Source organism: Exiguobacterium sp. ZOR0005 (assembly GCF_000798975.1).
Lineage (GTDB): Bacteria > Bacillota > Bacilli > Exiguobacteriales > Exiguobacteriaceae > Exiguobacterium > Exiguobacterium aurantiacum.
This window is the reverse complement of sequence record NZ_JTLB01000026.1, coordinates 24,444-45,873: the sequence shown is the minus strand read 5'-3', so window position 1 is coordinate 45,873 and position 21,430 is coordinate 24,444. Positions and strand designations below refer to the sequence as shown.

21 protein-coding genes and 1 other annotated feature (1 of these 22 running past the window's edge) are annotated in these 21,430 nt (G+C 54.5%); of the genes, 20 read left to right on the top strand and 1 reads right to left on the bottom strand.

Going from position 1 to position 21,430, the window contains the following annotated elements; all coding sequences use genetic code 11:
• Window positions 1-14: 14 nt before the first annotated feature.
• Window positions 15-407, bottom strand: a complete 393-nt coding sequence (locus L971_RS12090; RefSeq protein ID WP_231557607.1) for a YslB family protein — start codon at window positions 405-407, stop codon at window positions 15-17.
• Window positions 408-630: 223 nt separating this feature from the next.
• Between L971_RS12090 and L971_RS12085 the strand changes: the two genes are divergently transcribed.
• The 20 genes from L971_RS12085 (at window position 631) to hemL (ending at window position 21,365) form a co-directional block, all read left to right on the top strand.
• Complete coding sequence (locus L971_RS12085; RefSeq protein WP_047376074.1) at window positions 631-1,248, top strand: succinate dehydrogenase cytochrome b558 subunit; 618 nt, start codon at window positions 631-633, stop codon at window positions 1,246-1,248.
• A 15-nt stretch (window positions 1,249-1,263) separates the two neighbouring features.
• On the top strand, window positions 1,264-3,021 hold the full coding sequence (sdhA, locus tag L971_RS12080) for a succinate dehydrogenase flavoprotein subunit (RefSeq protein WP_047376072.1): 1,758 nt from the start codon (window positions 1,264-1,266) through the stop codon (window positions 3,019-3,021).
• 8 nt (window positions 3,022-3,029) lie between these two features.
• The gene (sdhB, locus tag L971_RS12075; protein ID WP_174233469.1) at window positions 3,030-3,818 is read left to right on the top strand and encodes a succinate dehydrogenase iron-sulfur subunit; all 789 of its coding nucleotides are present in this window, start codon (window positions 3,030-3,032) and stop codon (window positions 3,816-3,818) included.
• Between the two features lie 9 nt (window positions 3,819-3,827).
• Window positions 3,828-4,268, top strand: a complete 441-nt coding sequence (locus L971_RS12070; protein ID WP_024369825.1) for a thioesterase family protein — start codon at window positions 3,828-3,830, stop codon at window positions 4,266-4,268.
• A gap of 71 nt (window positions 4,269-4,339) precedes the next feature.
• Entirely contained in the window at window positions 4,340-4,603 is a 264-nt protein-coding gene (locus L971_RS12065) for a phosphocarrier protein HPr (protein ID WP_024369826.1), read from the top strand.
• A 115-nt stretch (window positions 4,604-4,718) separates the two neighbouring features.
• A complete protein-coding gene (gene racE / locus L971_RS12060) occupies window positions 4,719-5,522 on the top strand; it encodes a glutamate racemase (RefSeq protein WP_047376071.1) in 804 nt (267 codons plus the stop codon).
• Window positions 5,515-6,264 (top strand): ribonuclease PH, encoded by a 750-nt coding sequence (gene rph / locus L971_RS12055; protein WP_024369828.1) that lies wholly within the window; start codon window positions 5,515-5,517, stop codon window positions 6,262-6,264. The genes racE and rph overlap by 8 nt, the downstream gene beginning before the upstream one ends.
• Window positions 6,261-6,851 (top strand): XTP/dITP diphosphatase, encoded by a 591-nt coding sequence (locus tag L971_RS12050; RefSeq protein WP_029335656.1) that lies wholly within the window; start codon window positions 6,261-6,263, stop codon window positions 6,849-6,851. The genes rph and L971_RS12050 overlap by 4 nt, the downstream gene beginning before the upstream one ends.
• 5 nt (window positions 6,852-6,856) lie before the next feature.
• On the top strand, window positions 6,857-7,369 hold the full coding sequence (locus tag L971_RS12045; RefSeq protein WP_024369830.1) for a metallophosphoesterase family protein: 513 nt from the start codon (window positions 6,857-6,859) through the stop codon (window positions 7,367-7,369).
• Window positions 7,370-7,912: 543 nt separating this feature from the next.
• Window positions 7,913-8,815: a hypothetical protein gene (locus L971_RS12040; RefSeq protein WP_024369831.1), complete on the top strand. Its 903-nt coding sequence runs from the start codon at window positions 7,913-7,915 to the stop codon at window positions 8,813-8,815.
• Between the two features lie 88 nt (window positions 8,816-8,903).
• Window positions 8,904-10,196 (top strand): trigger factor, encoded by a 1,293-nt coding sequence (tig, locus tag L971_RS12035; protein WP_024369832.1) that lies wholly within the window; start codon window positions 8,904-8,906, stop codon window positions 10,194-10,196.
• A 208-nt stretch (window positions 10,197-10,404) separates the two neighbouring features.
• Window positions 10,405-11,673: an ATP-dependent protease ATP-binding subunit ClpX gene (gene clpX / locus L971_RS12030; RefSeq protein ID WP_024369833.1), complete on the top strand. Its 1,269-nt coding sequence runs from the start codon at window positions 10,405-10,407 to the stop codon at window positions 11,671-11,673.
• Window positions 11,674-11,743: 70 nt separating this feature from the next.
• Window positions 11,744-14,044 carry an endopeptidase La gene (lon, locus tag L971_RS12025; RefSeq protein WP_047376067.1) on the top strand — a complete coding sequence of 767 codons (2,301 nt, stop codon included), beginning with the start codon at window positions 11,744-11,746 and terminating at the stop codon, window positions 14,042-14,044.
• Complete coding sequence (gene yihA / locus L971_RS12020) at window positions 14,045-14,641, top strand: ribosome biogenesis GTP-binding protein YihA/YsxC (RefSeq protein ID WP_024369835.1); 597 nt, start codon at window positions 14,045-14,047, stop codon at window positions 14,639-14,641.
• A 111-nt stretch (window positions 14,642-14,752) separates the two neighbouring features.
• Window positions 14,753-15,922: an AI-2E family transporter gene (locus tag L971_RS12015; RefSeq protein WP_024369836.1), complete on the top strand. Its 1,170-nt coding sequence runs from the start codon at window positions 14,753-14,755 to the stop codon at window positions 15,920-15,922.
• 185 nt (window positions 15,923-16,107) lie between these two features.
• Window positions 16,108-17,457: a glutamyl-tRNA reductase gene (hemA, locus tag L971_RS12010; protein ID WP_047376065.1), complete on the top strand. Its 1,350-nt coding sequence runs from the start codon at window positions 16,108-16,110 to the stop codon at window positions 17,455-17,457.
• Between the two features lie 54 nt (window positions 17,458-17,511).
• Window positions 17,512-18,429 carry a hydroxymethylbilane synthase gene (gene hemC, locus L971_RS12005; RefSeq protein ID WP_047376064.1) on the top strand — a complete coding sequence of 306 codons (918 nt, stop codon included), beginning with the start codon at window positions 17,512-17,514 and terminating at the stop codon, window positions 18,427-18,429.
• 25 nt (window positions 18,430-18,454) lie between these two features.
• The gene (locus L971_RS12000; RefSeq protein WP_024369839.1) at window positions 18,455-19,087 is read left to right on the top strand and encodes a uroporphyrinogen-III synthase; all 633 of its coding nucleotides are present in this window, start codon (window positions 18,455-18,457) and stop codon (window positions 19,085-19,087) included.
• On the top strand, window positions 19,084-20,064 hold the full coding sequence (gene hemB / locus L971_RS11995) for a porphobilinogen synthase (protein WP_024369840.1): 981 nt from the start codon (window positions 19,084-19,086) through the stop codon (window positions 20,062-20,064). Before L971_RS12000 ends, hemB begins: the two co-directional genes overlap by 4 nt.
• Complete coding sequence (hemL, locus tag L971_RS11990; RefSeq protein WP_047376061.1) at window positions 20,061-21,365, top strand: glutamate-1-semialdehyde 2,1-aminomutase; 1,305 nt, start codon at window positions 20,061-20,063, stop codon at window positions 21,363-21,365. Before hemB ends, hemL begins: the two co-directional genes overlap by 4 nt.
• A gap of 47 nt (window positions 21,366-21,412) precedes the next feature.
• Window positions 21,413-21,430 (top strand) — a binding site (T-box leader); it runs 206 nt beyond the window's last position.

Sequence of the window (21,430 nt, the reverse complement as noted above, 5' to 3'; positions counted from 1 at the left end):
GCATCGGCTCTTCGTCATTCGTACGTGTCTTTTCGGTCTAATTGGACGGTGATGTGGACGGCTTCACGTGCCGGGTCGGCATAGCCTTCGGCGACGCATTGGAGACGACCGGCGATTTGTTCGGCTAAGAAGCCAGCCTCGAGCTGGTAATAGCCTGTCGCTTTTTGCTGCGTCGAAGGAGGAGGGACGAGTTCGAACACGAACTTGTTCCCTTTCTCTTTCACAAGAGACAATTGTCCCCATCCGGCTTCTTCGAAAAACGCACACAGCTCCTCGTCCGGCATAACCGGGAACTTGCGGGCGATCCGTTTGCCGGACCAATAGATGACTTGGCCGTAATCGTCTCCGAGCAAGTCTGTCAACACATAATCGCGCAACAATTCGATCGCGAAAGTGGGTTGGCTCATGGTTTCCATCTTCTTCCATCACTCCAATCTCTCTATACCATTATAACGACGAATTGGGATTTGGTCACCGAGAATTTTCTAAAAGAATGTGCCAGAAATCGGTCAGGTTGTCTTGTCATACAATTTTCACAAGAGTAGAATAGGAGTCAGAAAGCTATATTTAGATTTGAAAACGCTTTTATTGACAAAACGAGCCAACTGCTCGTAAAAAGGGGGAACTAGAATGGCGTCGCGTCGTGACTATTTCAGTCGTAAAGTCCATTCGCTACTTGGGGTCGTCCCAATCGGCTTGTTTTTGATCGTCCACTTATCGGTCAACTACTACATCGTCGATGGGGTGGAGTCGTTCAACAAGGCAGCAAAATTCATGGAGAGCTTACCGTATCTATACTTCCTTGAAGTGACGGTCATCGCCTTGCCGATGATTTTCCACGGGGTGTATGGCGTGTACTATGCGTTTCTCGGATCGATCAACTCGAACCGCTATTCGTACGCCCGTAACTGGATGTATATTTTACAGCGCTTCACAGGCGTCTTCCTCGTCATCTTCATCGCATGGCACGTTTGGGAAACGCGCTTGGCGAAGATGCGTGGGGTCGAGGTTAACGCGGAGATGATGCAAAACATCGTCGACAATCCGCTCATGCTCATCTTCTACATAGTCGGGATCCTCTCGGCTACGTTCCACTTCGCGAACGGACTTTGGTCGTTTGCGATCACGTGGGGAATCACACAGTCACCTCGTTCGCAACGCTTTATGAGCTACGTGTCAGGTGCCGTGTTCTTGGCACTATCTTTTGTCGGACTTCGTTCAATCTTGACGTTCGCCGGCATCTTGTAATAGGGGGAAATTTACATGGCAAATCAAAGTTTGATCGTCATCGGTGGCGGTCTAGCTGGACTCATGGCGACAATCAAGTCGGCAGAGATGGGTGTTCCGGTTAAACTATTCTCGCTTGTACCGGTCAAGCGTTCACATTCGGTCTGTGCACAAGGCGGCATCAACGGTGCCGTCAACACGAAAGGGGAAGGGGATTCTCCTTGGCAACACTTCGATGACACGGTTTACGGCGGCGACTTCCTTGCCAACCAACCGCCTGTCCAAAAGATGGCAGAAGCGGCACCTAAAATCATCCACATGTTCGACCGGATGGGTGTCATGTTCAACCGGACGCCGGAAGGTCTCCTTGACTTCCGTCGCTTCGGGGGCACGCTCCATCACCGGACGGCTTATGCCGGTGCGACGACGGGGCAGCAGCTCCTCTACGCACTAGACGAGCAGGTCCGACGTTTCGAGGCACAAGGTCTCGTCGAGAAGTATGAGGGCTGGGAGTTCCTCCGGGCCATCATCGATGAGGCGGGCGTGTGCCGCGGTGCGGTCTGTCAAGACCTTCGTTCGATGGAGATTAAAGCGTTCCCGTCGGATGCGGTCATTGTCGCGACAGGCGGACCGGGCGTCATTTTCGGCAAATCGACGAACTCGGTCATCAATACTGGCCAAGCGGCCGGCGCGGTCTATCGCCAAGGAGCGGTCTACGCGAACGGCGAGTTCATCCAAATCCACCCGACGGCCATTCCTGGTGACGACAAACTTCGTCTCATGAGTGAGTCGGCGCGTGGGGAAGGCGGCCGCGTCTGGACGTATAAAGACGGCAAGCCTTGGTACTTCCTTGAAGAGAAGTATCCGGCTTACGGGAACCTCGTGCCGCGTGACATCGCGACGCGTGAAATCTTCGACGTCTGCGTCAACCAAAAGCTCGGCGTCAACGGTGAGAACATGGTATATCTCGATTTGTCGCATAAAGACTCGAAAGAGCTCGACATCAAACTCGGCGGCATTCTCGAGATTTACGAGAAGTTCGTCGGGGACGACCCGCGTAAAGTACCGATGAAAATTTTCCCGGCCGTTCACTATTCGATGGGCGGACTATGGGTCGACTACGACCAGATGACGAACATCCCAGGATTGTTCGCGGCTGGGGAATGTGACTACTCGATGCACGGGGCGAACCGTCTCGGGGCGAACTCGCTCTTGTCTGCCGTCTACGGCGGGATGGAAGCCGGTCCGTCGGCCGTCAACTACATGCGCGGCCTCGATCAAGCGACCGAGAGCGTACCGGAAGCGCTCTTTAACTTTAACGAGCGTGAAGAGATCGAACGGTTCAATGAGATCCTCGCGATGGACGGCACGGAGAACGCCTACCAAATCCACCGTGAGCTCGGTGAACTGATGACGGACAACGTTACCGTCGTCCGCTATAACGACAAGCTCATTGCGACGGACAAAAAGCTTCAAGAACTCCGCGCTCGTTTCAACAACATCTCAGCGACCGATACGGCTCGCTGGAGCAACCAAGGGGCATCGTTCATCCGACAACTCGACCATATGCTCGACCTCGCACGCGTCATCACACTCGGCGCATTGAAACGTGACGAGAGCCGTGGGGCCCATTACAAACCGGACTTCCCGGAGCGTGATGACGAGCAGTTCATGAAGACGACGATGGCACGTTACAACGAAGGGGAAGTCGATATCTCGTATGAAGAAATCGACGTTTCGTTAATCCCGCCACGTAAACGGGATTACTCGAAGAAAGGGGCGAAGACGAAATGACGACGCCGATGCAATCTGAACAAAAAGACATCCGTTTCATCATTGAACGCCAAGATGGACCGGATCAACCGACCTACACCGAGGAGTTCATGGTTCCGTACCGTCCGAACATGAACGTCATCTCGGCACTTATGGAAATACGCCGGAACCCGGTCAACGCCGAAGGCGACAAGACGACACCGATCAACTGGGACATGAACTGTCTCGAAGAAGTGTGTGGCGCTTGTTCAATGATCATCAACGGCAAACCGCGTCAATCGTGTACGGCGCTCGTCGATAAGCTCGAGCAGCCGATCCGCTTGTCGCCGATGAAGACGTTCCCGGTCATTCGTGACCTTCAAGTCGACCGTCAGCGCATGTTCGACGCGTTGAAAAAAGTGAAGGCGTGGGTCCCAATCGATGGCACGTACGACCTCGGTCCAGGACCGCGGATGCCAGAGAACAAACGGCAATGGGCGTATGAACTATCGAAATGTATGACGTGCGGCGTCTGCCTCGAGGCATGCCCGAACGTTAACGACAAGTCGAACTTCATCGGCCCGGCGGCGATTTCGCAAGTCCGTCTCTTTAACTCGCACCCGACAGGCGCCTTCCACGCGGAAGATCGTCTCGAGGCGCTCATGGAAGACGGCGGCATCATGCAGTGCGGTAACGCACAAAACTGTGTCGAAGTTTGTCCGAAAGGCATCCCGCTCACGACGTCGATCGCTGCTATGAACCGTCAGACGACGCTTCACTCGTTCAAATCGTTCTTCGGAAGCGACAAAGGCCGCACCGGTTCTGCGGTCGAGGCGTAAGGGTCGCCGATGACGAAATACTTCCGCGAACCCGATTGGGAAACACGTGTCAAAAGAGGGGTCGCCCTCGACGTCAAGGTCCGCTTCTCGGAGTGTGACCCGTACGGCCACATGAACAACACGATCCCGTTCATCTACTTTGAAGATGCGCGGATCGAGTTGCTCGAGACGACAGGATTTTCGTTAAAAGACGGTTTCGTCGTCGTGGCGGACGCCCAGTGCGACTATGTAAGACAAGTGATGCCGCGTCAACAGCTGACGGTGTATGCCAATGTCTTGACGGTCGGAAACACTTCATGTGATATTCATTACGGGGCGTATGACGGAGACCAATTGCTATTCGCCGGCCGCACGAGCCTCGTGCATTTGTCGAAAGACGGCCGTCCGACGGAATGGACTCCAGAATATAAAAATCGCTTGCAGAATTTTTGCGAATCCGCTATCATTTGATAATGAGTTCACAAACAATTATTCTGCCGGTTCGCCCGCAGAATTGAAATTTGAAGGGAGACCATCAAGTCATGGAAAAAACATTCACAGTCGTTGCTGATTCAGGGATTCACGCTCGTCCAGCTACTCAGCTCGTAAACACAGCTTCTAAGTTCCAATCAGATATCAACCTCGAGTACAACGGTAAGACAGTTAACTTGAAGTCGATCATGGGTGTACTTTCACTCGGAATCGCGAAAGATTCAACAATCAAAATCACTGCAGCAGGTGACGATGCAGAAGAAGCGATCAACACGCTTTCTGACATGCTCACTAGCGAAGGTCTTGCTCAGTAATTCGAGCAACGGACGAGGCGGCCAATCGGCTACCTCGTCTTTTTGTTTGTCACATGACCGTTTCTTTTGCCGGAACGGCTTTTTTGGTAAGATAGATGGGAATGGAAGTGATCACATGAAACGAGCGATTGGAGTACTCGATTCCGGGGTCGGCGGCTTGACGGTAGTCAAAGAATTGATGCGCCAACTCCCAAAAGAAGAAATCATTTACATCGGTGACACGGAACGTTGTCCGTACGGACCGCGGCCGCACGATGAGATTGAGGCATATACGTGGGAACTGATCGAGTTCCTGCTCAGCAAAAACGTGAAGATGATCGTCATCGCCTGCAACACGGCGACGGCCGTCGTCTTGAAGGAAGCGCGCAAGCGCCTCCATATCCCGGTCATCGGGGTCATCGATCCCGGGGCCCGGGCCGCCGTCAAAGGCACGCGCAACAAACATATCGGCGTCATCGGGACGAAGATGACAATCGAGAGCAACTCGTACGAGATGGCACTCCGTCACGTCGCGGGCGCAGTCGACGTCTATTCGCTCGCCTGCCCGCCGTTCGTCCCGCTCGTCGAGGCGGGGGAACTTGACGGGGAGCGCGTCCGCTCGATCGTCGAGGAGACGCTCCGTCCGCTCCAACCTTCGGAGATGGACACGCTCATCCTCGGTTGCACGCATTACCCGCTTCTCGCACCGGTCATCCAAGATGTCGTGGGACCGGACGTCCACCTCATCTCGTCTGGGGACGAGACGGCGCTCGAAGTGGCGGCCATTCTCGATTTCCAAGAGCTCGAGAACGACCTCGACACCGTGCCGGCGCACCAGTTTTACGCGACCGGCGACGTCGATATGTTCAATCGATTGGCGACAGAGTGGCTCGGTCTTTCCGTCAAGGCGGAGAAAGTGGAGGTGTCGCTAAATGCGTAACGAACGTAAACACGATGAATTAAGAACGGTCGAGATCATCCCGCACGTGAACAAACACGCGGAAGGCTCGGTCCTCATCTCGATCGGCGACACGAAAGTCATCTGTACGGCGACCGTCGAGGAGCGCGTCCCGAACTTCTTGCGCGGGAAAAAACAAGGGTGGATCAACGCCGAGTACGCGATGCTCCCACGGGCGACCGGGGACCGGACCGTGCGCGAAGCGGTGCGCGGGAAACAATCGGGTCGGACGATGGAAATCCAGCGGTTGATCGCCCGGAGCTTACGCTCGGTCGTTGACTTGGAACGACTCGGCGAACGGACGATTTGGATCGACTGTGACGTCATCCAAGCGGACGGTGGCACGCGGACCGCGTCGATCACCGGCGGTTTCTGTGCGCTCGTCCTCGCGGTCGACGCGCTCATCCGCCAAGGGAAACTGGCGGATACCCCGATCAAGGAGGGCGTCGCCGCCATCTCGGTCGGACGGACCGATGCGCTCGTCCTCGATTTGAACTATGAGGAAGACGCGGCGGCGGAAGTCGACATGAACGTCGTCATGACGGCGAGCGGTCGTTTCGTCGAAGTGCAAGGCACAGGAGAAGAGGCGACGTTCACGCTCCAAGAGATGAACGAGATGCTCTTGCTCGCCCAAGGCGGGATCGAGCAGCTGTTCAAAGCAGCGGAAGATGCGCTCGGCGCCTCATGGTGGTACGTCGGTGAACAGATGGAGGAAACGACATGAAGTTGATTGTAGCAACACGAAACAAAGGCAAAGTCGTCGAAATCGAAGGCATGCTCACGCCGCTCGGCTTTGAAGTCGAGTCGCTCCTCGATTATCCGGACGCGCCGGAAACGGACGAGACCGGTACGACGTTCGAAGCGAACGCCGAACTTAAGGCGACCGAGGCGGCCCGTTATTTCGGCCACGCGGTACTCGCCGATGACTCAGGCCTTGAAGTCGACGCGCTCGACGGGGCACCGGGCATTTACTCGGCACGCTTCGCCGGACCGGAAAAATCAGACGCCGCGAACAACGCGCTTCTTTTAGAGAAGTTGAACGGGGCAAACGACCGCTCGGCGCGCTTCGTCTGCGCACTCTGTCTCGCAAAACCGTCAGGGGAGACACTGACTGTGCGCGGGACGCTCGAAGGCACGATCGGCTATGCGCCGCATGGCGAGAACGGGTTCGGGTACGACCCACTCTTCATCGTCCCGTCGCTTCATAAGACGGCGGCCGAGCTCGAGCGCGATGAAAAGGCGGCGGTCAGCCACCGCGGCCAAGCGTTACGCAAGTTGGAGGCAGAAATCATTTCGTTCATGGAAGGGTGAGCCGTATGCGTTTTCTAATCGTCAGTGACAGTCACGGATTGACAGAAGAACTATTGAGCATCTTCAACCGGCACGAACAAGAGATTGATGACGCGTTCCATTGCGGGGACTCGCAGCTCGCGCTCGTTGACGAGCACTTGCTGCCGTATCGGACCGTACGCGGCAACTGCGACTTTGGCGGGGACTTGCCGCTCGAACGGGTCGAGACGACACCTGTTGGAACGATCCTGATCGTTCACGGCCATCACCACGATGTGAAGTACGACTTAAACCGATTGCGCTACCGGGCCGAGGAAGTCGGGGCGAGCGTCGTCTTGTTCGGGCATTCCCACGTCGCCGGTGCGTTGATCGAGGACGGGGTCGTGTATATCAACCCGGGCTCGATTCGGATGCCGCGCGGCCGGAGTGACAAGACGTATGCGCTCCTTGACTTAGAGAACGGAGAGGCAGCGGTCCGCTTTTATCGATCGGAGGACGGTTCGCCTGTCCCAGACCTCGATGTGAGCGGAAAGCTGTGACGGAATGAAAAGAAGGAATTGACAGCAAACCATTTTTCTATTATAGTTTTCTTGTCAATGTCCCAATAGCTCAGCTGGATAGAGCAACGCCCTTCAAGACAAATAGGAGCCTTTATAGGGAAACAAGAACCTATAAAGTGGACGACACTATATCGGTGAAGCCTTAACAGATCATGCTGATGGTAATACCGAGGAAACTTGTACCTTTTCGGAGGTCGAGCTGGTTCGAAGGACTGCAATTGCTGCAGAGGTAGAACCGGTAAAGGAACGATTACGTTCGTGAGGTTCCGTAGAGACTACACGTGTCGCACCTGAAACGGTGAAGATATAGTCCAGACTACAAACAACACACGTTGGTGGCGAAAGCCATGGTGGTAAGCTAAGGCGTCGGTCGGGGGTTCGAATCCCTCTTGGGACACTTCCATTTAAAATAGAGATAGCCTCCACGGGGGCTGTCTCTTTTTTCGTTTTTCTCGGGAAACATTTGACAATCCGCTTTTTCCTAAGGAAGATGGAGAAGAGTGGAAGAAAGGGTGTGGGGAGATGGAGAAAAATCAGCAGTATCCGTTTCCGGGGAACTGGACGCGACTTCAAAAGATGGTGAAAGAGGCCGATGTGGCCGGGGAGCGGCAACGCATCGAACCGGTACTATGGGACTGGTACGAAGAACTAAACGGGGACACGTACTTGTTCATGGAAATCTTTCAATGTTTGATGGAACGTCCGGACGAGCCGGAGACGCTCGAGCGACTCGAAGAGCTTGTCACGACACAGATGGAGACGTCGGACGAACCGGAAACGTGCGGTCTTCAAATCGCCCAATATTACATCATGCGCGACCAGCCGTTCGAAGCGGCGCATTGGATTGAAAAGTACTTGAGCGTCCAAGACGGGGACCACGTGAATACGCAAGCGTATCAGGTGCTTCAAGTGTTGAAGCTGACGGAGTTCCCGGCGGCGATCGCGAAACTGAAGCGGACGCTCCATCGAGGGAGCACCGCCGAACAAATCGAGATGCTCGCTCACGTCCATTTCAATATCGATGACGTGCTCGATAACGTGCTGAAGGCATACCTCCTCGAAGATCGGCCGAAAGTGATCAAAGTGATGGTGCTCGAGCGGGCGATCGCAGAACTTGAGATGATTGAATGGACCGATCGCGGGGAACGGTACGTGTATGACCGAAGCGAGGCGAGCACGTTCGCGCGCGAATGGGGCTTCACGTTCGGTGATCTGCAAAAGCGATTTTATGGCGATGAAATCGCGACACAGTTATCGACGAACTATTGTTACGTCCATTATCCGTTCGTCCCCCATCTCGCCGATGAGTTGGAACCGGCCATCCTTGAAGCGAAGCGGGCGATGTTGAACGCAATGGAAACGACCGGTCTTGCCGGGGAAATACTAGAGGCGGATGCCTCGTTCACACGGTCGCTCCTCGACTAAATCGTTGTGTGCTCATGTGGGATTTATGCTATAATACGGATTGTTGTACATTCTTGTACGTATAAATGAATTGTTGGAGGGACTTAGCATGACAGCAAAATGGGAAAAAACATCAGGTAGCCAAGGCGTACTCACGTACGAAGCACCTGCAGAAGCTTTTGATAAAGCAGTCGACGCAGCATTCAAAGACGTCGTCAAAACTTTGAACGTGCCTGGTTTCCGTAAAGGGAAATTGCCACGCCCAATGTTTAACAAAATGTACGGTGAAGAGGCGCTTTACCAAGACGCACTCGACATCCTCTACCGCGACACGGTTCAATCTGCAGTCGAAGAAGCTGGTTTCGAACCAATCGCACTCGAAAACATCGATGTAGACGGCACGCTCGAAAAAGGCAAACCTGTAACGTTCAAAGTAACGTTCGTTGTTGAGCCTGAAGCTGAGCTTGGCGAGTACAAAGGTCTCGAGTACGAAGCTGTTGAAACGACAGTCACTGACGAAGAAGTCACAGCAGAACTTGACGCACTTCAACAGCAAGGCGCTGAGCTTGCTGTTAAAGAAGGCGCAGTCGAAAACGGCGATACAGCTGTATTTGATTTCGCAGGTTTCGCTGACGGCGAGCAGTTCGAAGGCGGCACAGCTGAGAACTACACGCTTGAAATCGGTTCAGGCCAATTCATCCCTGGATTCGAAGAGCAAATGGTCGGCATGACGGCTGGTGAAGAAAAAGACGTTGAAGTAACATTCCCTGAAGAGTACCACGCTGACAACTTGGCGGGTAAACCAGCGACATTCAAAGTCAAGCTTCACGAAGTCAAAGCGAAGCAAGTACCTGAGCTCGACGATGAGTTCGCAAAAGATATCGACGAGTCAGTATCTTCACTCGACGAATTGAAAGCGAAAATCCGTGAGCGCTTAGAAGCAGGCAAGAAGCAAGAAGCAGATGGCACGATGCGCGACCAACTCGTTGAACAAGCGACGGCAAACGCGACAATCGACGTACCAGCTGTCCTCGTTGAGCAAGAAGTAGACCGCATGGTTCAAGAGTTCGGTACTCGTGTATCTTCACAAGGAATCGACCTCAACATGTACTTCGAGCTTACAGGAACTTCTGAAGACGCAATGCGTGAAGAGATGAAAGAGCAAGCTGAAGAGCGCGTTAAAGCTCGTCTCGTCTTGAAAGCGATCGCTGAAAAAGAAGCAATCGAAGTGTCTGACGAAGATGCTGAGAAAGAGCTCGAAGAAATGTCGAAGCTCTACAACATCGCACCAGACCAACTCCGCACGATGCTCGCGCCACAAGGCGGAATCGAGACACTTAAAGGTGACCTCAAGTTCCGTAAGGCAATCGACATCCTCGTCGAAAACGGGAAAGCGAAGTAATTGGATTGAAAGGACGACTGCCGCGCAGTCGTCCTTTTTTTCGTCATGACACTTTGTATGTGTTTATCTTTGATGAAGTGATTTGTTCATGCTACAATTATTGCAACGCAGAGATGTAAATGTCTTTTCACGGTGTGAGAGCACCTGAAAATACAAATAGGCGATTTATCGCACTTACATCCATTTCCATTTAGAAGGGGTGTACCGAATGTTCAAATTTAACGAGGAAAAGGGGCAACTCAAGTGCTCGTTTTGCGGGAAATCGCAAGAACAAGTCCGTAAACTAGTCGCCGGTCCTGGCGTATACATTTGTGACGAATGTATCGAGCTTTGCAACGAGATCGTCGAGGAAGAGCTCGGTGTCGAAGAAGAAGTCGAATTCAAAGACATTCCAAAACCACAAGAAATCCGTAATATCCTTGACGAGTACGTCATCGGACAAGATCGGGCGAAACGTGCGCTTTCGGTAGCTGTCTATAACCACTATAAACGCATCAACGCCGGTGGCCGCTCTGATGATGTTGAACTTTCGAAGTCGAACATCGTCATGATCGGACCAACTGGTAGCGGTAAGACGCTTCTCGCTCAAACGATGGCTCGCGTCTTGAACGTCCCGTTCGCGATCGCGGACGCGACGAGCTTGACGGAAGCCGGTTACGTCGGCGAAGACGTCGAGAACATCTTGCTCAAGCTGATCCAGTCGGCTGACTACGATGTCGAGAAGGCTGAAAAAGGGATCATCTATATCGATGAGATCGATAAGATTGCCCGCAAGTCGGAAAACCCATCGATCACGCGCGACGTGTCAGGTGAAGGTGTCCAACAAGCGTTGCTCAAAATTCTTGAAGGAACGACTGCGAGCGTCCCGCCACAAGGTGGACGGAAGCATCCGCATCAAGAGTTCATCCAAATCGATACGACGAACATCTTGTTCATCGTCGGCGGCGCGTTCGCCGGTATCGAAGCGGTCGTCAAACGCCGTATCGGTAAAAAAGTCATCGGTTTCGGGAACGACCAAGAGAACCGCGAGTTGACGCAAGAAGACTTGCTCGCCCGCGCATTGCCGGAAGACCTTCAAAAATTCGGATTAATCCCTGAATTTATCGGACGTCTGCCGGTCATGGCGACGCTCACGACGCTCGATGAAGAAGCGCTCGTCGAGATTTTGACGAAGCCGAAAAACGCACTCGTTCGTCAGTACGAGAAAATGCTCGAACTTGACGACGTCGAACTCACGTTCACCGATGAGGCGTTGATTGAAATTGCCAAACTTGCGATCAAACGTAAGACTGGCGCACGCGGTCTCCGCTCGATTATCGAAGAAATGATGCTCGATGTGATGTTCACTGTCCCATCGCGCGACGATATCGAGAAAGTCATCATCACGGATGAAACGATTACGGGTCTTGCCGGTCCGAAATACGTCCTTCGTGATGGTACTGTCGAACAGACAGGCGACAACAAAGAGACAGCATAATTTTTAACGAAGAAGGCTCAAACACTCGGCACATCCGGGTTTTGAGCCTTTTTGCACAGGAGGCGTTGTTATGGAACAATTACCAATCCTTCCTTTGCGTGGCGTCGTGGTTTATCCGCTGATCGGCGTGACGATCGATGTCGGGCGTCCGCTGTCATTGCGGGCACTCCTCGCCGCAAAGGAAAATGAGACAGATTTGATTGTCGTGACACAAAAAGAGACAGGAAAAGAAGCTCCTGAACCGGGGGACTTATACGTGATCGGGACGCGCGTCCACATCGCCAAGATGAGCGAGCTGTCGAACGAGACGGTCCGCGTCCGTCTCGTCGGGAAAGAACGCGTCACAATCACGTCGATCGAAGAGACGAAAGACGGTTGGTTCGCTGAAGTCGAACCGCTCGAACTCGTCGAAGGCGAAGAAGTCGAACGGACGGCACTCGTCCGCCTGCTCAAAGAACAGTTCGGCAAACTCGTCGGGTCGATCAAAGGGTTGTCGCCGGATGAGCGGCGCCGTTTCGAGATGTACGAGCGGCTCGAGTCACTCACCGACTACATCTCCTCGAAACTCGACATCGATGTCGATCTGCGCCAGGCGATGCTCGAAGAACCGGACGCCGTCAAGCGTGGCTTGGAGCTGCTCGAGATCATGACGCACGAAGTCGAGATCATCGAACTCGAGCAAGAGCTGCGCGAGCGGACGAAAAAGACGATCGAGCAGGCGCAAAAAGAATATTACTTGCGCGAACAGATGAAGACGATCCAACAAGAGCTCGGGGACCAGTCGCAAGACTCGGAGCCGAACCGTCTCCGCGAGAAGCTCGAGGCGCTCGATTTGCCCGAGGTGACACGGAAGAACGTCATGCGAGAAGCCGAGCGGCTGAACGTCGTCCCGGCGACATCACCGGAGTACGCCGTCATCCGCAACTACCTCGACTGGGTCGCCTCACTGCCGTGGGGCATCGAGACCGAGGATAAACTAGACGTCAAACATGCGGCCGACGTGCTCGATGATGATCATTACGGACTCGAATCGGTGAAGGATCGCATCCTCGAATATTTGGCCGTCCGTCAATTGACGAACTCGCTGCGCGGACCGATCCTTTGTCTCGCCGGACCTCCAGGGGTCGGGAAGACGTCGCTCGCCCGTTCGATCGCTTCGGCGCTCGAACGCCATTTCGTCCGCGTCTCGCTCGGCGGGGTGCGTGACGAAGCCGAGATCCGCGGGCACCGCCGGACGTATATCGGGGCGATGCCAGGTCGCATCATCCGTGGTTTGAAGCAAGCCGAGAGTAAAAACCCGGTGTTCTTGCTCGATGAGATCGACAAGATGGCGTCTGACTTCCGGGGTGACCCGGCGTCGGCCATGCTCGAAGTGCTCGACCCGGAACAAAACGTCTCGTTCTCCGATCATTACATCGAAGAGCCGTTCGACTTGTCGAACGTCCTCTTTATCGCGACGGCGAACGACGTGTCGCAAATCCCGGCACCGCTCCTTGACCGGATGGAGCTCATTCAAATCGGCGGTTACACGGAGCTCGAGAAAGTCGAGATCGCGAAACGCCATTTGATCCCGAAACAGTATAAAGAACACGGCTTGAAAAAGAGCCAACTGACGATCAAAGAAGACGCGCTCTACGAGGTCGTCCGTCGTTATACACGCGAGGCCGGCGTCCGTAACTTAGAACGCGTCATCGGATCGCTCTGCCGGAAAGCGGCGAAACAAATCGCCATCGGTGAGAAAAAACGCGTCACCGTCTCCTTGAAGAGTCTCGGCGATTACCTCGGGAAACCGAAGTACCGTTACGGAAAAGGAGAGACGGAAGACTCGATCGGTGCCGTCACTGGCCTCGCCTACACGGCGTTCGGGGGCGACACGCTCACGATCGAGGTCGCGCTCGCGCCGGGTAAAGGCAAGTTGCAGTTGACGGGGAAACTCGGAGACGTCATGCAAGAGTCGGCCCAGACGGCGTACAGTTACGTTCGCGCCAACGCCGAACGGTTCGGCATCGACCCGTCGTTCTATGAACGACAAGACGTCCACATTCACGTGCCAGAAGGTGCCGTCCCGAAAGACGGACCGTCGGCCGGTATTACGATCGCGACGGCCCTCATCTCGGCACTGACCGGGAAGAAAGTCCGCCGCGACATCGGTATGACCGGTGAAATCACTCTTCGCGGCCGCGTCTTGCCGATCGGCGGCTTGAAAGAGAAAGCACTTGCCGCACACCGGGCCGGGCTCACGACGATCATCATCCCGAAAGACAATGAACGCGACATCGATGACATTCAAGACACGGTCCGTGAGAAATTGACGTTCGTGCCTGTGACGATGCTCGATGAAGTACTAGAAGTAGCATTTGGAGGAAATTAAATGAAAATCACTAAAGCAGAATTTATTACGAGCGCCGTCGCACCGGACCATTATCCGGTGCACGAGTTGCCGGAAGTCGCCCTTGCCGGCCGCTCGAACGTAGGGAAATCGTCGTTCATCAACAAGATTTGTCAGCGTAAAGCGCTTGCCCGCACGTCTTCAAAGCCTGGGAAGACGCAGACGCTCAACTTCTTCAACATTAACGACGAGATCATGTTCGTCGACGTTCCGGGCTACGGCTACGCGAAAGTGTCGAAGACCGAGCGCGAGAAGTGGGGCGTCATGATGGAGCAGTACTTGACGTCGCAACAAGCGCTCCGTGGCGTCGTGCTGTTAGTCGACATCCGTCACGAGCCGACAGGGGACGACGTGACAATGTACAACTTCTTGAAGCATTACGACATCCCGGTCATCGTCGTCGCGACGAAGCTCGACAAGATCAAGAAGAGCCAACGTCAAAAACATGAAGCGGCCGTCAAACGGAAGCTCCAGTTCGACCCGTCTGATCGGTTCATCGCCTTCTCGGCGGAGACGGCAGAAGGGAAAGACGAGGCGTGGAAAGCGATCTATGATTTGTTGACACGCGAAGACGATTGATGGAAGACGAGGCAATCCCTCGTCTTTTTTGTTTTCAGGGTTACCGCAGCGGGTAAGTATCGTATAATTGTCTACATATAGGACAAGAGAATATTGAACGGGGTGGAAAAGATGCATATGATGTTTGAAAGTAAATGGTACCGCGCCTTATTTTGGGCGCTGACGATCTTCCTGGTCATCTGGGTCGGGACACAGATCTCATTCGTGTTCGAACCGGTGAAAGTCATTCTGGCGCTCGTCACCGTACCGCTCATTCTTGCTGGACTATTCTTTTATTTTCTCGTCGGTATCGTCGACTATTTGGAGAAGCGCTCCGGGAAACGCGGCGTCTCCGTCGCCATCACGTTGACGTCGCTTCTGCTCATTATCACGATCGTCTTCAGTGTGCTCGGCCCGCTCCTCGTTGAGCAGGTGACGTCACTTGTGAACGCATTACCGAGTATCGCGAAAGAGCTGCAAGTGCAAATCTTCGCCGTCCGTGACTCGCTCATGGAAAATGAGTTCTTGTCACGATTCGTCAACGAGAACGACGACATGTTCACGGAGTTCACGAACAACGTCACGGCGTACCTCGGAGACATCTTCGGAAACGTCGCCTCGTCGGTCGGCCGTCTCGTCGGATTTATCACATCGGCCGTCATCACGATCGTCGTCATTCCGTTCATGCTCATCTACATGTTGCTTGATGGAAAGCGTCTTCCGGACTCGATCGTCAAGTGGTTGCCGAAGAGCTATGAGTCAGAAACTCGTAAAATTTTGAACGACATGCACACGACGGTTAAAAACTATGTGCATGCGCAACTTCTCGTTGCTTTCTTCGTCGGGATCACATCGCTCATCGGGCTTTGGATCGTCGGCGTCGATTATGCGATCTTGCTCGCCCTCTTCATGATGGTGACGAACATCATCCCGTACGTCGGACCGTTCCTCGGTGCCGCCCCGGCCGTCGTCGTCGCCTTCATTCAAGAGCCGATCATGGCCGTTTGGGTCATCATCGTCATCATCATCGTGCAGCAGATCGAGTCGAACGTCATTTCTCCGCTCATTCAAGGGAAGTCGCTCAAAGTGCACCCGCTCACGATCATCATCGTCTTGCTCGTCGCTGGGAACCTCGCCGGTATCATCGGGATGCTCATCGCCGTGCCGACGTATGCGGTGGCGAAAGTCGTCGTCCAAAACATCGTCCGCATCTACAAACTGCGGGAGCAAAAGCATTACTTGGAAGCGGAAGAAGAGAAACAGGAAAGCACAATCATCACAGATTCTTCGACACTCAAATGACTGAAAAAGTAGAAATGGCATCTTTGTCCGTTTCTACTTTTTTTCGTCACAAAAAGTTCTTATTTTATTTCAATAAAATCAAACAGAAGATTATAGTTACCAGATAAGAACTGTTATAATGTACGGTAGAGATTGATTATAGAAGAGACAACCGTCGGTGGATTTTGGATGAGGGGAAGAGGTACATGCATATTGTCGTCGTTGGACTAAATAACAAGACAGCCCCTGTCGCGATTCGGGAGCAGTTCTCGTTTGGGGAGCAAGAAATCGTGGACGCGATGATTGCACTTCGCGAAGAGAAAAGCATATTTGAATCGGTTATTTTGTCAACTTGTAACCGGACGGAGCTATACGTCGTCACCGACCAGCTCCACACAGGTCGTTATTATACAAAACGTTTTCTAGCGAATTGGTTTGACCTTGAGATGGATCAGTTCACACCTTACTTGTCGATTCGTGAAGGGGAAGAGGCGATCCGTCACTTGTTCCGCGTCACGTCGGGGCTCGACTCGATGATCATTGGGGAAACACAGATTTTAGGACAAGTGAAATCGAGCTTCTTCCGTGCCCAAGAGAACGGCACGACCGGCACGGTGTTCAACAAATTGTTCAAAGAAGCGGTCACGCTCGCCAAACGCGCCCATACGGACACACAAATTGGGGAAATGTCGGTATCGGTCAGCTCGGCGGCGGTCACGCTCGCGCAAGAGATGTACACGTCGCTTGACGACAAACAAGTCGTCGTCGTCGGTGCCGGCGAGACGGGCGAATTGACGACGCTCAACTTGTTCGAGGCCGGGGCGAAACAAATCGCCGTCTTCAACCGGACCGAGAGCAAGGCGAAAGCGGTCGCCGACAAGTTCAAAGGCCGGGCCCACTCGATTCGCGAGATCGCCTGCGGACTGCTCGACGCGGACATTTTGATCAGTTCGACGGGCGCGAAACAAGCTGTCATCGAATATGATGATGTGGCCGCGGCGCAACTGTTGCGCCGGGAACGTCCGCTCCTTTTAATCGACATTGCTGTACCGCGAGATATCGATCCAGCGGTCCGTGCGCTTCCGGGCGTGCATTTGTTTGATGTGGATGACTTGAACGGCATCGTCAATAAGAACTTGGCGGCCCGCCTCGTTGAAGCGGAAAAGATTGAAGTGAAGATCGACGAAGCGATCCAAGAGTTCCAGACATGGCTCGTCACGCTCGGCGTCGTGCCGATCATGAACGAGTTGCGTGCCCGCGCGCTAAACGTTCAAGAAGAGACGATGGAGAGTCTCGAGCGCAAGCTCGACCATCTGTCGGACCGGGACAAAAAAGTCATCGGCAAACATATGAAGTCAATCATCAATCAGATGCTTCGTGAACCGATCGACTATATTAAAGATGCCGCCGCCCAGCCGGATGCGAACACGCGCATCGCGCAGTTCGTCGAAACGTTTGGGCTCGATGTCGAGTTACCGGAAACAGAGATGGAACACGAGATGGAAGAAACCGAGGCCATTTCGGCGAAAGCACCACTTCGCGCATTGATGCGCTAACACAATCTTAAGGCGACGAGGTCCGTCGCCTTTTTCTATGAAGGGGATAGTATGATGCGTAAAATCATTGTCGGCTCACGCCGTTCACAACTTGCGATGACACAGACGAAATGGGTTATCGAGCAACTGAAGAAAGCCGGAGCGAAAAACGAGTTCGAGATCAAAGAAATCGTGACGAAAGGTGACCAAATCGTCGACGTCCAATTATCTAAAGTCGGCGGCAAAGGTCTATTCGTCAAAGAGATTCAACAACAGATGCTCGAAGGCGACATCGACTTCGCCGTCCACAGCATGAAAGACGTCCCGGCCGAGTTGCCAGAAGAGCTTTACATCAGCTGTATGCCGAAGCGCGTCGATGCGCGTGACGTCCTCATCTGTGAGAACGGCTACACGTTCGAGACGCTCCCGCAAGGTGCCGTCATCGGAACGAGCTCGCTCCGTCGCGGGGCGCAAATGCTCGCGGCGCGCCCGGACTTCGAGATCCAATGGATTCGCGGGAACATTGATACGCGCTTGAAGAAGCTCGAGACCGAGAACTTCAACGCCATCTTGCTCGCCAAAGCCGGACTTGAGCGGATGGGATGGACGGACCGTGTCGACTTCGAGGCGCTTGACGCCGACATGATGGTCCCGGCCGTCGGTCAAGGCGTGCTCGCCATCGAGAGCCGGAAAGACGACGCCGAAGTGACGGCTGTCCTCCAACTTCTCCACGACGACGTGACAGCGAAAGCGGCGACGGCGGAACGGACGTTCTTGAAGGCGATCGAAGGGAGCTGCCACGTACCGGTCGGCGGTTATGCGACGGTCGACGGGGACGACGTGACGCTCACCGGGCTCATCGCCTCGGTCGACGGAAAAGAAGTGCTCCGGGTGACGAAGACGTCGACAGACGAGATCGCCCTCGGTCAAGATGTGGCAGACGACCTTCTTGGTCGCGGCGGGCGTGAGATTCTCGCCTCGGTCAATGTGTGACGTCTGGTACACAGGGACAAAACGATTGACCGCTTCGCAACGAGCCACGCTCGAGGCGAGCGGTCTTTCCGTTCATCACGTCCCGCTCATCGAGACGAGATTGACCGATGCGCCACTACCGACGCGCTCGTTCGACTGGCTCGTCGTCACGAGTCAAAACGCCGTGCCAGCGCTGTCGGATGTCCCGCGTGACGTCCGGGTCGCCGCCGTCGGCGAGAAGACGAAACGAGCGCTCGAGGCCGTCGGATTCACCGTCTCGCTCATGCCGAAGACGTATACGGGCGAGGCATTGTTCCACGATTTGGCCCACGTCGTCAAACCGGACGAGACCGTCTTGTTCGCCCGGGGCGACTTGGCAAACACGGACCATATGGGACAGCTCGGACATGTCGTCGACTGGGTCGTCTATGAGACGGTCGGTCGTGAACTGACGGAGACAGAAGCCGAGGCGCTCGGACGCGTCCAGGTGCTCCTCGTCCTCAGTCCGTCGGCCGTCCACGCGCTCACACCTTATCTCGAGCGCTTCCACGGGACGTGGTACGCCATCGGTGAAGTGACCGAGCGCGCCGTCCGACAAGTGTCGACGTTACCGGTCCGGGTACCAGAATGTTATACTATGGATGCATTAATACAGTGTGTAGGGGAGGATTTTTCATGAACCAGTTCGACCGTCACCGTCGCCTTCGTTCATCGAAGTCGATGCGTGCACTCGTACGTGAAAACCATGTTCGGAAAGAAGATTTGATTTACCCGCTCTTCATCATCGAAGGGACGAATATTAAACGCGAGGTCAGCTCGATGCCTGGCGTCTTCAACTTCTCGCTCGACCGTCTCGAGGACGAGATCAAAGAGATTGTCGACCTCGGCATTCAATCGGTCATCTTGTTCGGCGTGCCTGAACATAAAGACCCGGAAGGTACGGAAGCGTATCACGACCACGGCATCGTCCAAGAAGCAATCCGCAAAGTGAAGCAGTGGGCGCCTGAACTCACGGTCGTCGCCGATACGTGCCTCTGTGAATATACGTCGACGGGCCACTGTGGCATCGTGAAGAACGGTGACGTCGATAACGACGCGTCACTACCGCTTCACGTCCAGACGGCGATCACGCAAGCACAAGCCGGCGCTGACATCATCGCGCCGAGTTCGATGATGGACGGCTTCGTCGCGTCGATTCGGGAAGGGCTTGATCAAAACGGGTTCAGCCATATCCCGATCATGAGCTACGGCGTCAAATACGCATCGGCGTACTACGGACCGTTCCGTGACGCGGCGCAGTCGGCACCGGGTGAAGGTGACCGGAAAGGCTATCAGATGGACCCGGCCAACCGTCGCGAGGCGTTCCGGGAGTCGCAATCGGACGTCGAGCAAGGGGCGGACTTCATGATCGTCAAACCGGCGCTCGCGTTCATGGACATCATCCGTGATATGCGCGACTCGCTCGATATGCCGATTGTGGCGTATAACGTGAGCGGGGAGTACGCGATGATCAAAGCGGCATCGTTGAACGACTGGGTTGACGAACAACGCATCGTCATGGAGACGATGGTCGGATTCAAACGGGCCGGCGCCGATCTCATCATCACGTATTTCGCTAAAGACGTCTGTCGCTATTTGGAAGGAGACTACGCATGACCTACAAACAAACACGCTCAGAAGCGGCGTTCGAACAAGCACGTCCGCTCATGCCGGGCGGGGTGAACAGCCCGGTCCGTGCCTATAAATCAGTCGGGATGACACCGATCTTCGCCGAACGTGGTGAAGGCTCACGTGTGTACGACATCGACGGCAACGAATATATCGACTACGTCCTCTCTTGGGGACCGCTCATCCTCGGTCACCGTGACCCTGTCGTGACGAAAGCGATCCAAGAACAAGCCGAGAAAGGCTGGACGTTCGGGACACCGACCGAGCTCGAGACGAAGATGGCGGAACTCGTCATCGACCGCGTCCCGTCAATCGAGATGGTGCGTATGGTCAACTCGGGTACGGAAGCGACGATGGCGGCACTTCGCCTCGCACGCGGTTATACGGGCAAGACGAAAATCTTAAAGTTCGAAGGCTGCTACCACGGTCACGGCGACTCGCTCCTCATCAAAGCGGGATCCGGTGTTGCCACACTCGGTCTCCCGGACTCACCAGGCGTGCCGAAAGAGCTCGCGAGCCACACGCTCACGGTGCCGTATAACGATTTAGAAGGCGTCCGTGTCGCGTTCGAGAAGTACGGCGACGACCTCGCCGGCGTCATCGTCGAGCCGGCTGCCGGCAACATGGGCTTCGTCCCGCCGCAACCAGGATTCCTCGAAGGACTTCGTGAGATCACGGAACAACACGGCGCGCTCCTCATCTTTGACGAGGTCATGACCGGTTTCCGTGTCGGCTACAACTGTGCCCAAGGCTACTTCGGCGTGATGCCGGATTTGACGTGCCTCGGGAAAGTCATCGGCGGCGGCCTTCCGGTCGGTGCGTACGGTGGGAAACGCGAGATCATGGAACAGATTGCGCCACAAGGGCCGATCTATCAAGCGGGAACGCTCTCGGGCAACCCGCTCGCGATGATCGCCGGCTACACGACGCTGTCGCAACTGAAGCCTGAACATTACGCGGAGTTCGAGCGCAAAGCCGACCGTCTCGCCGAAGGCTTCACGAAAGCGGGCGAGAAGTACAACATCCCGCACGACACGAACCGTGCCGGGTCGATGTTCGGTTTCTTCTTCACGAACGAGAAAGTGACGAACTTCGAGAAGGCGAAATCGGCCAACCTCGAAATGTTCCGCTCATACTACCGGAAGATGGCGGCGCGTGGCGTGTTCTTGCCACCGTCACAGTTCGAAGGCTTGTTCCTCTCGACCGTTCATACGGACGAGGACATCGATCAGACGATCGCGGCGGTCGAAGCGACGTTCAAAGAGTTGCAAGAAGAGTTTTCACTCTAATCTTGACGGAAACAGCTTCTGTCGCTACAATTGTTTAACAGATACGAACAAAAGCTATGATGAGG

Coding starts and splice junctions, on each gene's coding strand:
- hemB (WP_024369840.1), top strand. CDS start 19,084: ATGAACCAGTTCGACCGTCACCGTCGCCTTCGTTCATCGAAGTCGATG.
- L971_RS12015 (WP_024369836.1), top strand. CDS start 14,753: ATGCATATGATGTTTGAAAGTAAATGGTACCGCGCCTTATTTTGGGCG.
- L971_RS12070 (WP_024369825.1), top strand. CDS start 3,828: ATGACGAAATACTTCCGCGAACCCGATTGGGAAACACGTGTCAAAAGA.
- L971_RS12040 (WP_024369831.1), top strand. CDS start 7,913: ATGGAGAAAAATCAGCAGTATCCGTTTCCGGGGAACTGGACGCGACTT.
- sdhB (WP_174233469.1), top strand. CDS start 3,030: ATGCAATCTGAACAAAAAGACATCCGTTTCATCATTGAACGCCAAGAT.
- L971_RS12065 (WP_024369826.1), top strand. CDS start 4,340: ATGGAAAAAACATTCACAGTCGTTGCTGATTCAGGGATTCACGCTCGT.
- hemL (WP_047376061.1), top strand. CDS start 20,061: ATGACCTACAAACAAACACGCTCAGAAGCGGCGTTCGAACAAGCACGT.
- clpX (WP_024369833.1), top strand. CDS start 10,405: ATGTTCAAATTTAACGAGGAAAAGGGGCAACTCAAGTGCTCGTTTTGC.
- hemC (WP_047376064.1), top strand. CDS start 17,512: ATGCGTAAAATCATTGTCGGCTCACGCCGTTCACAACTTGCGATGACA.
- tig (WP_024369832.1), top strand. CDS start 8,904: ATGACAGCAAAATGGGAAAAAACATCAGGTAGCCAAGGCGTACTCACG.
- lon (WP_047376067.1), top strand. CDS start 11,744: ATGGAACAATTACCAATCCTTCCTTTGCGTGGCGTCGTGGTTTATCCG.
- yihA (WP_024369835.1), top strand. CDS start 14,045: ATGAAAATCACTAAAGCAGAATTTATTACGAGCGCCGTCGCACCGGAC.
- sdhA (WP_047376072.1), top strand. CDS start 1,264: ATGGCAAATCAAAGTTTGATCGTCATCGGTGGCGGTCTAGCTGGACTC.
- L971_RS12045 (WP_024369830.1), top strand. CDS start 6,857: ATGCGTTTTCTAATCGTCAGTGACAGTCACGGATTGACAGAAGAACTA.
- L971_RS12090 (WP_231557607.1), bottom strand. CDS start 407: ATGAGCCAACCCACTTTCGCGATCGAATTGTTGCGCGATTATGTGTTG.
- L971_RS12050 (WP_029335656.1), top strand. CDS start 6,261: ATGAAGTTGATTGTAGCAACACGAAACAAAGGCAAAGTCGTCGAAATC.
- rph (WP_024369828.1), top strand. CDS start 5,515: ATGCGTAACGAACGTAAACACGATGAATTAAGAACGGTCGAGATCATC.
- racE (WP_047376071.1), top strand. CDS start 4,719: ATGAAACGAGCGATTGGAGTACTCGATTCCGGGGTCGGCGGCTTGACG.
- hemA (WP_047376065.1), top strand. CDS start 16,108: ATGCATATTGTCGTCGTTGGACTAAATAACAAGACAGCCCCTGTCGCG.
- L971_RS12085 (WP_047376074.1), top strand. CDS start 631: ATGGCGTCGCGTCGTGACTATTTCAGTCGTAAAGTCCATTCGCTACTT.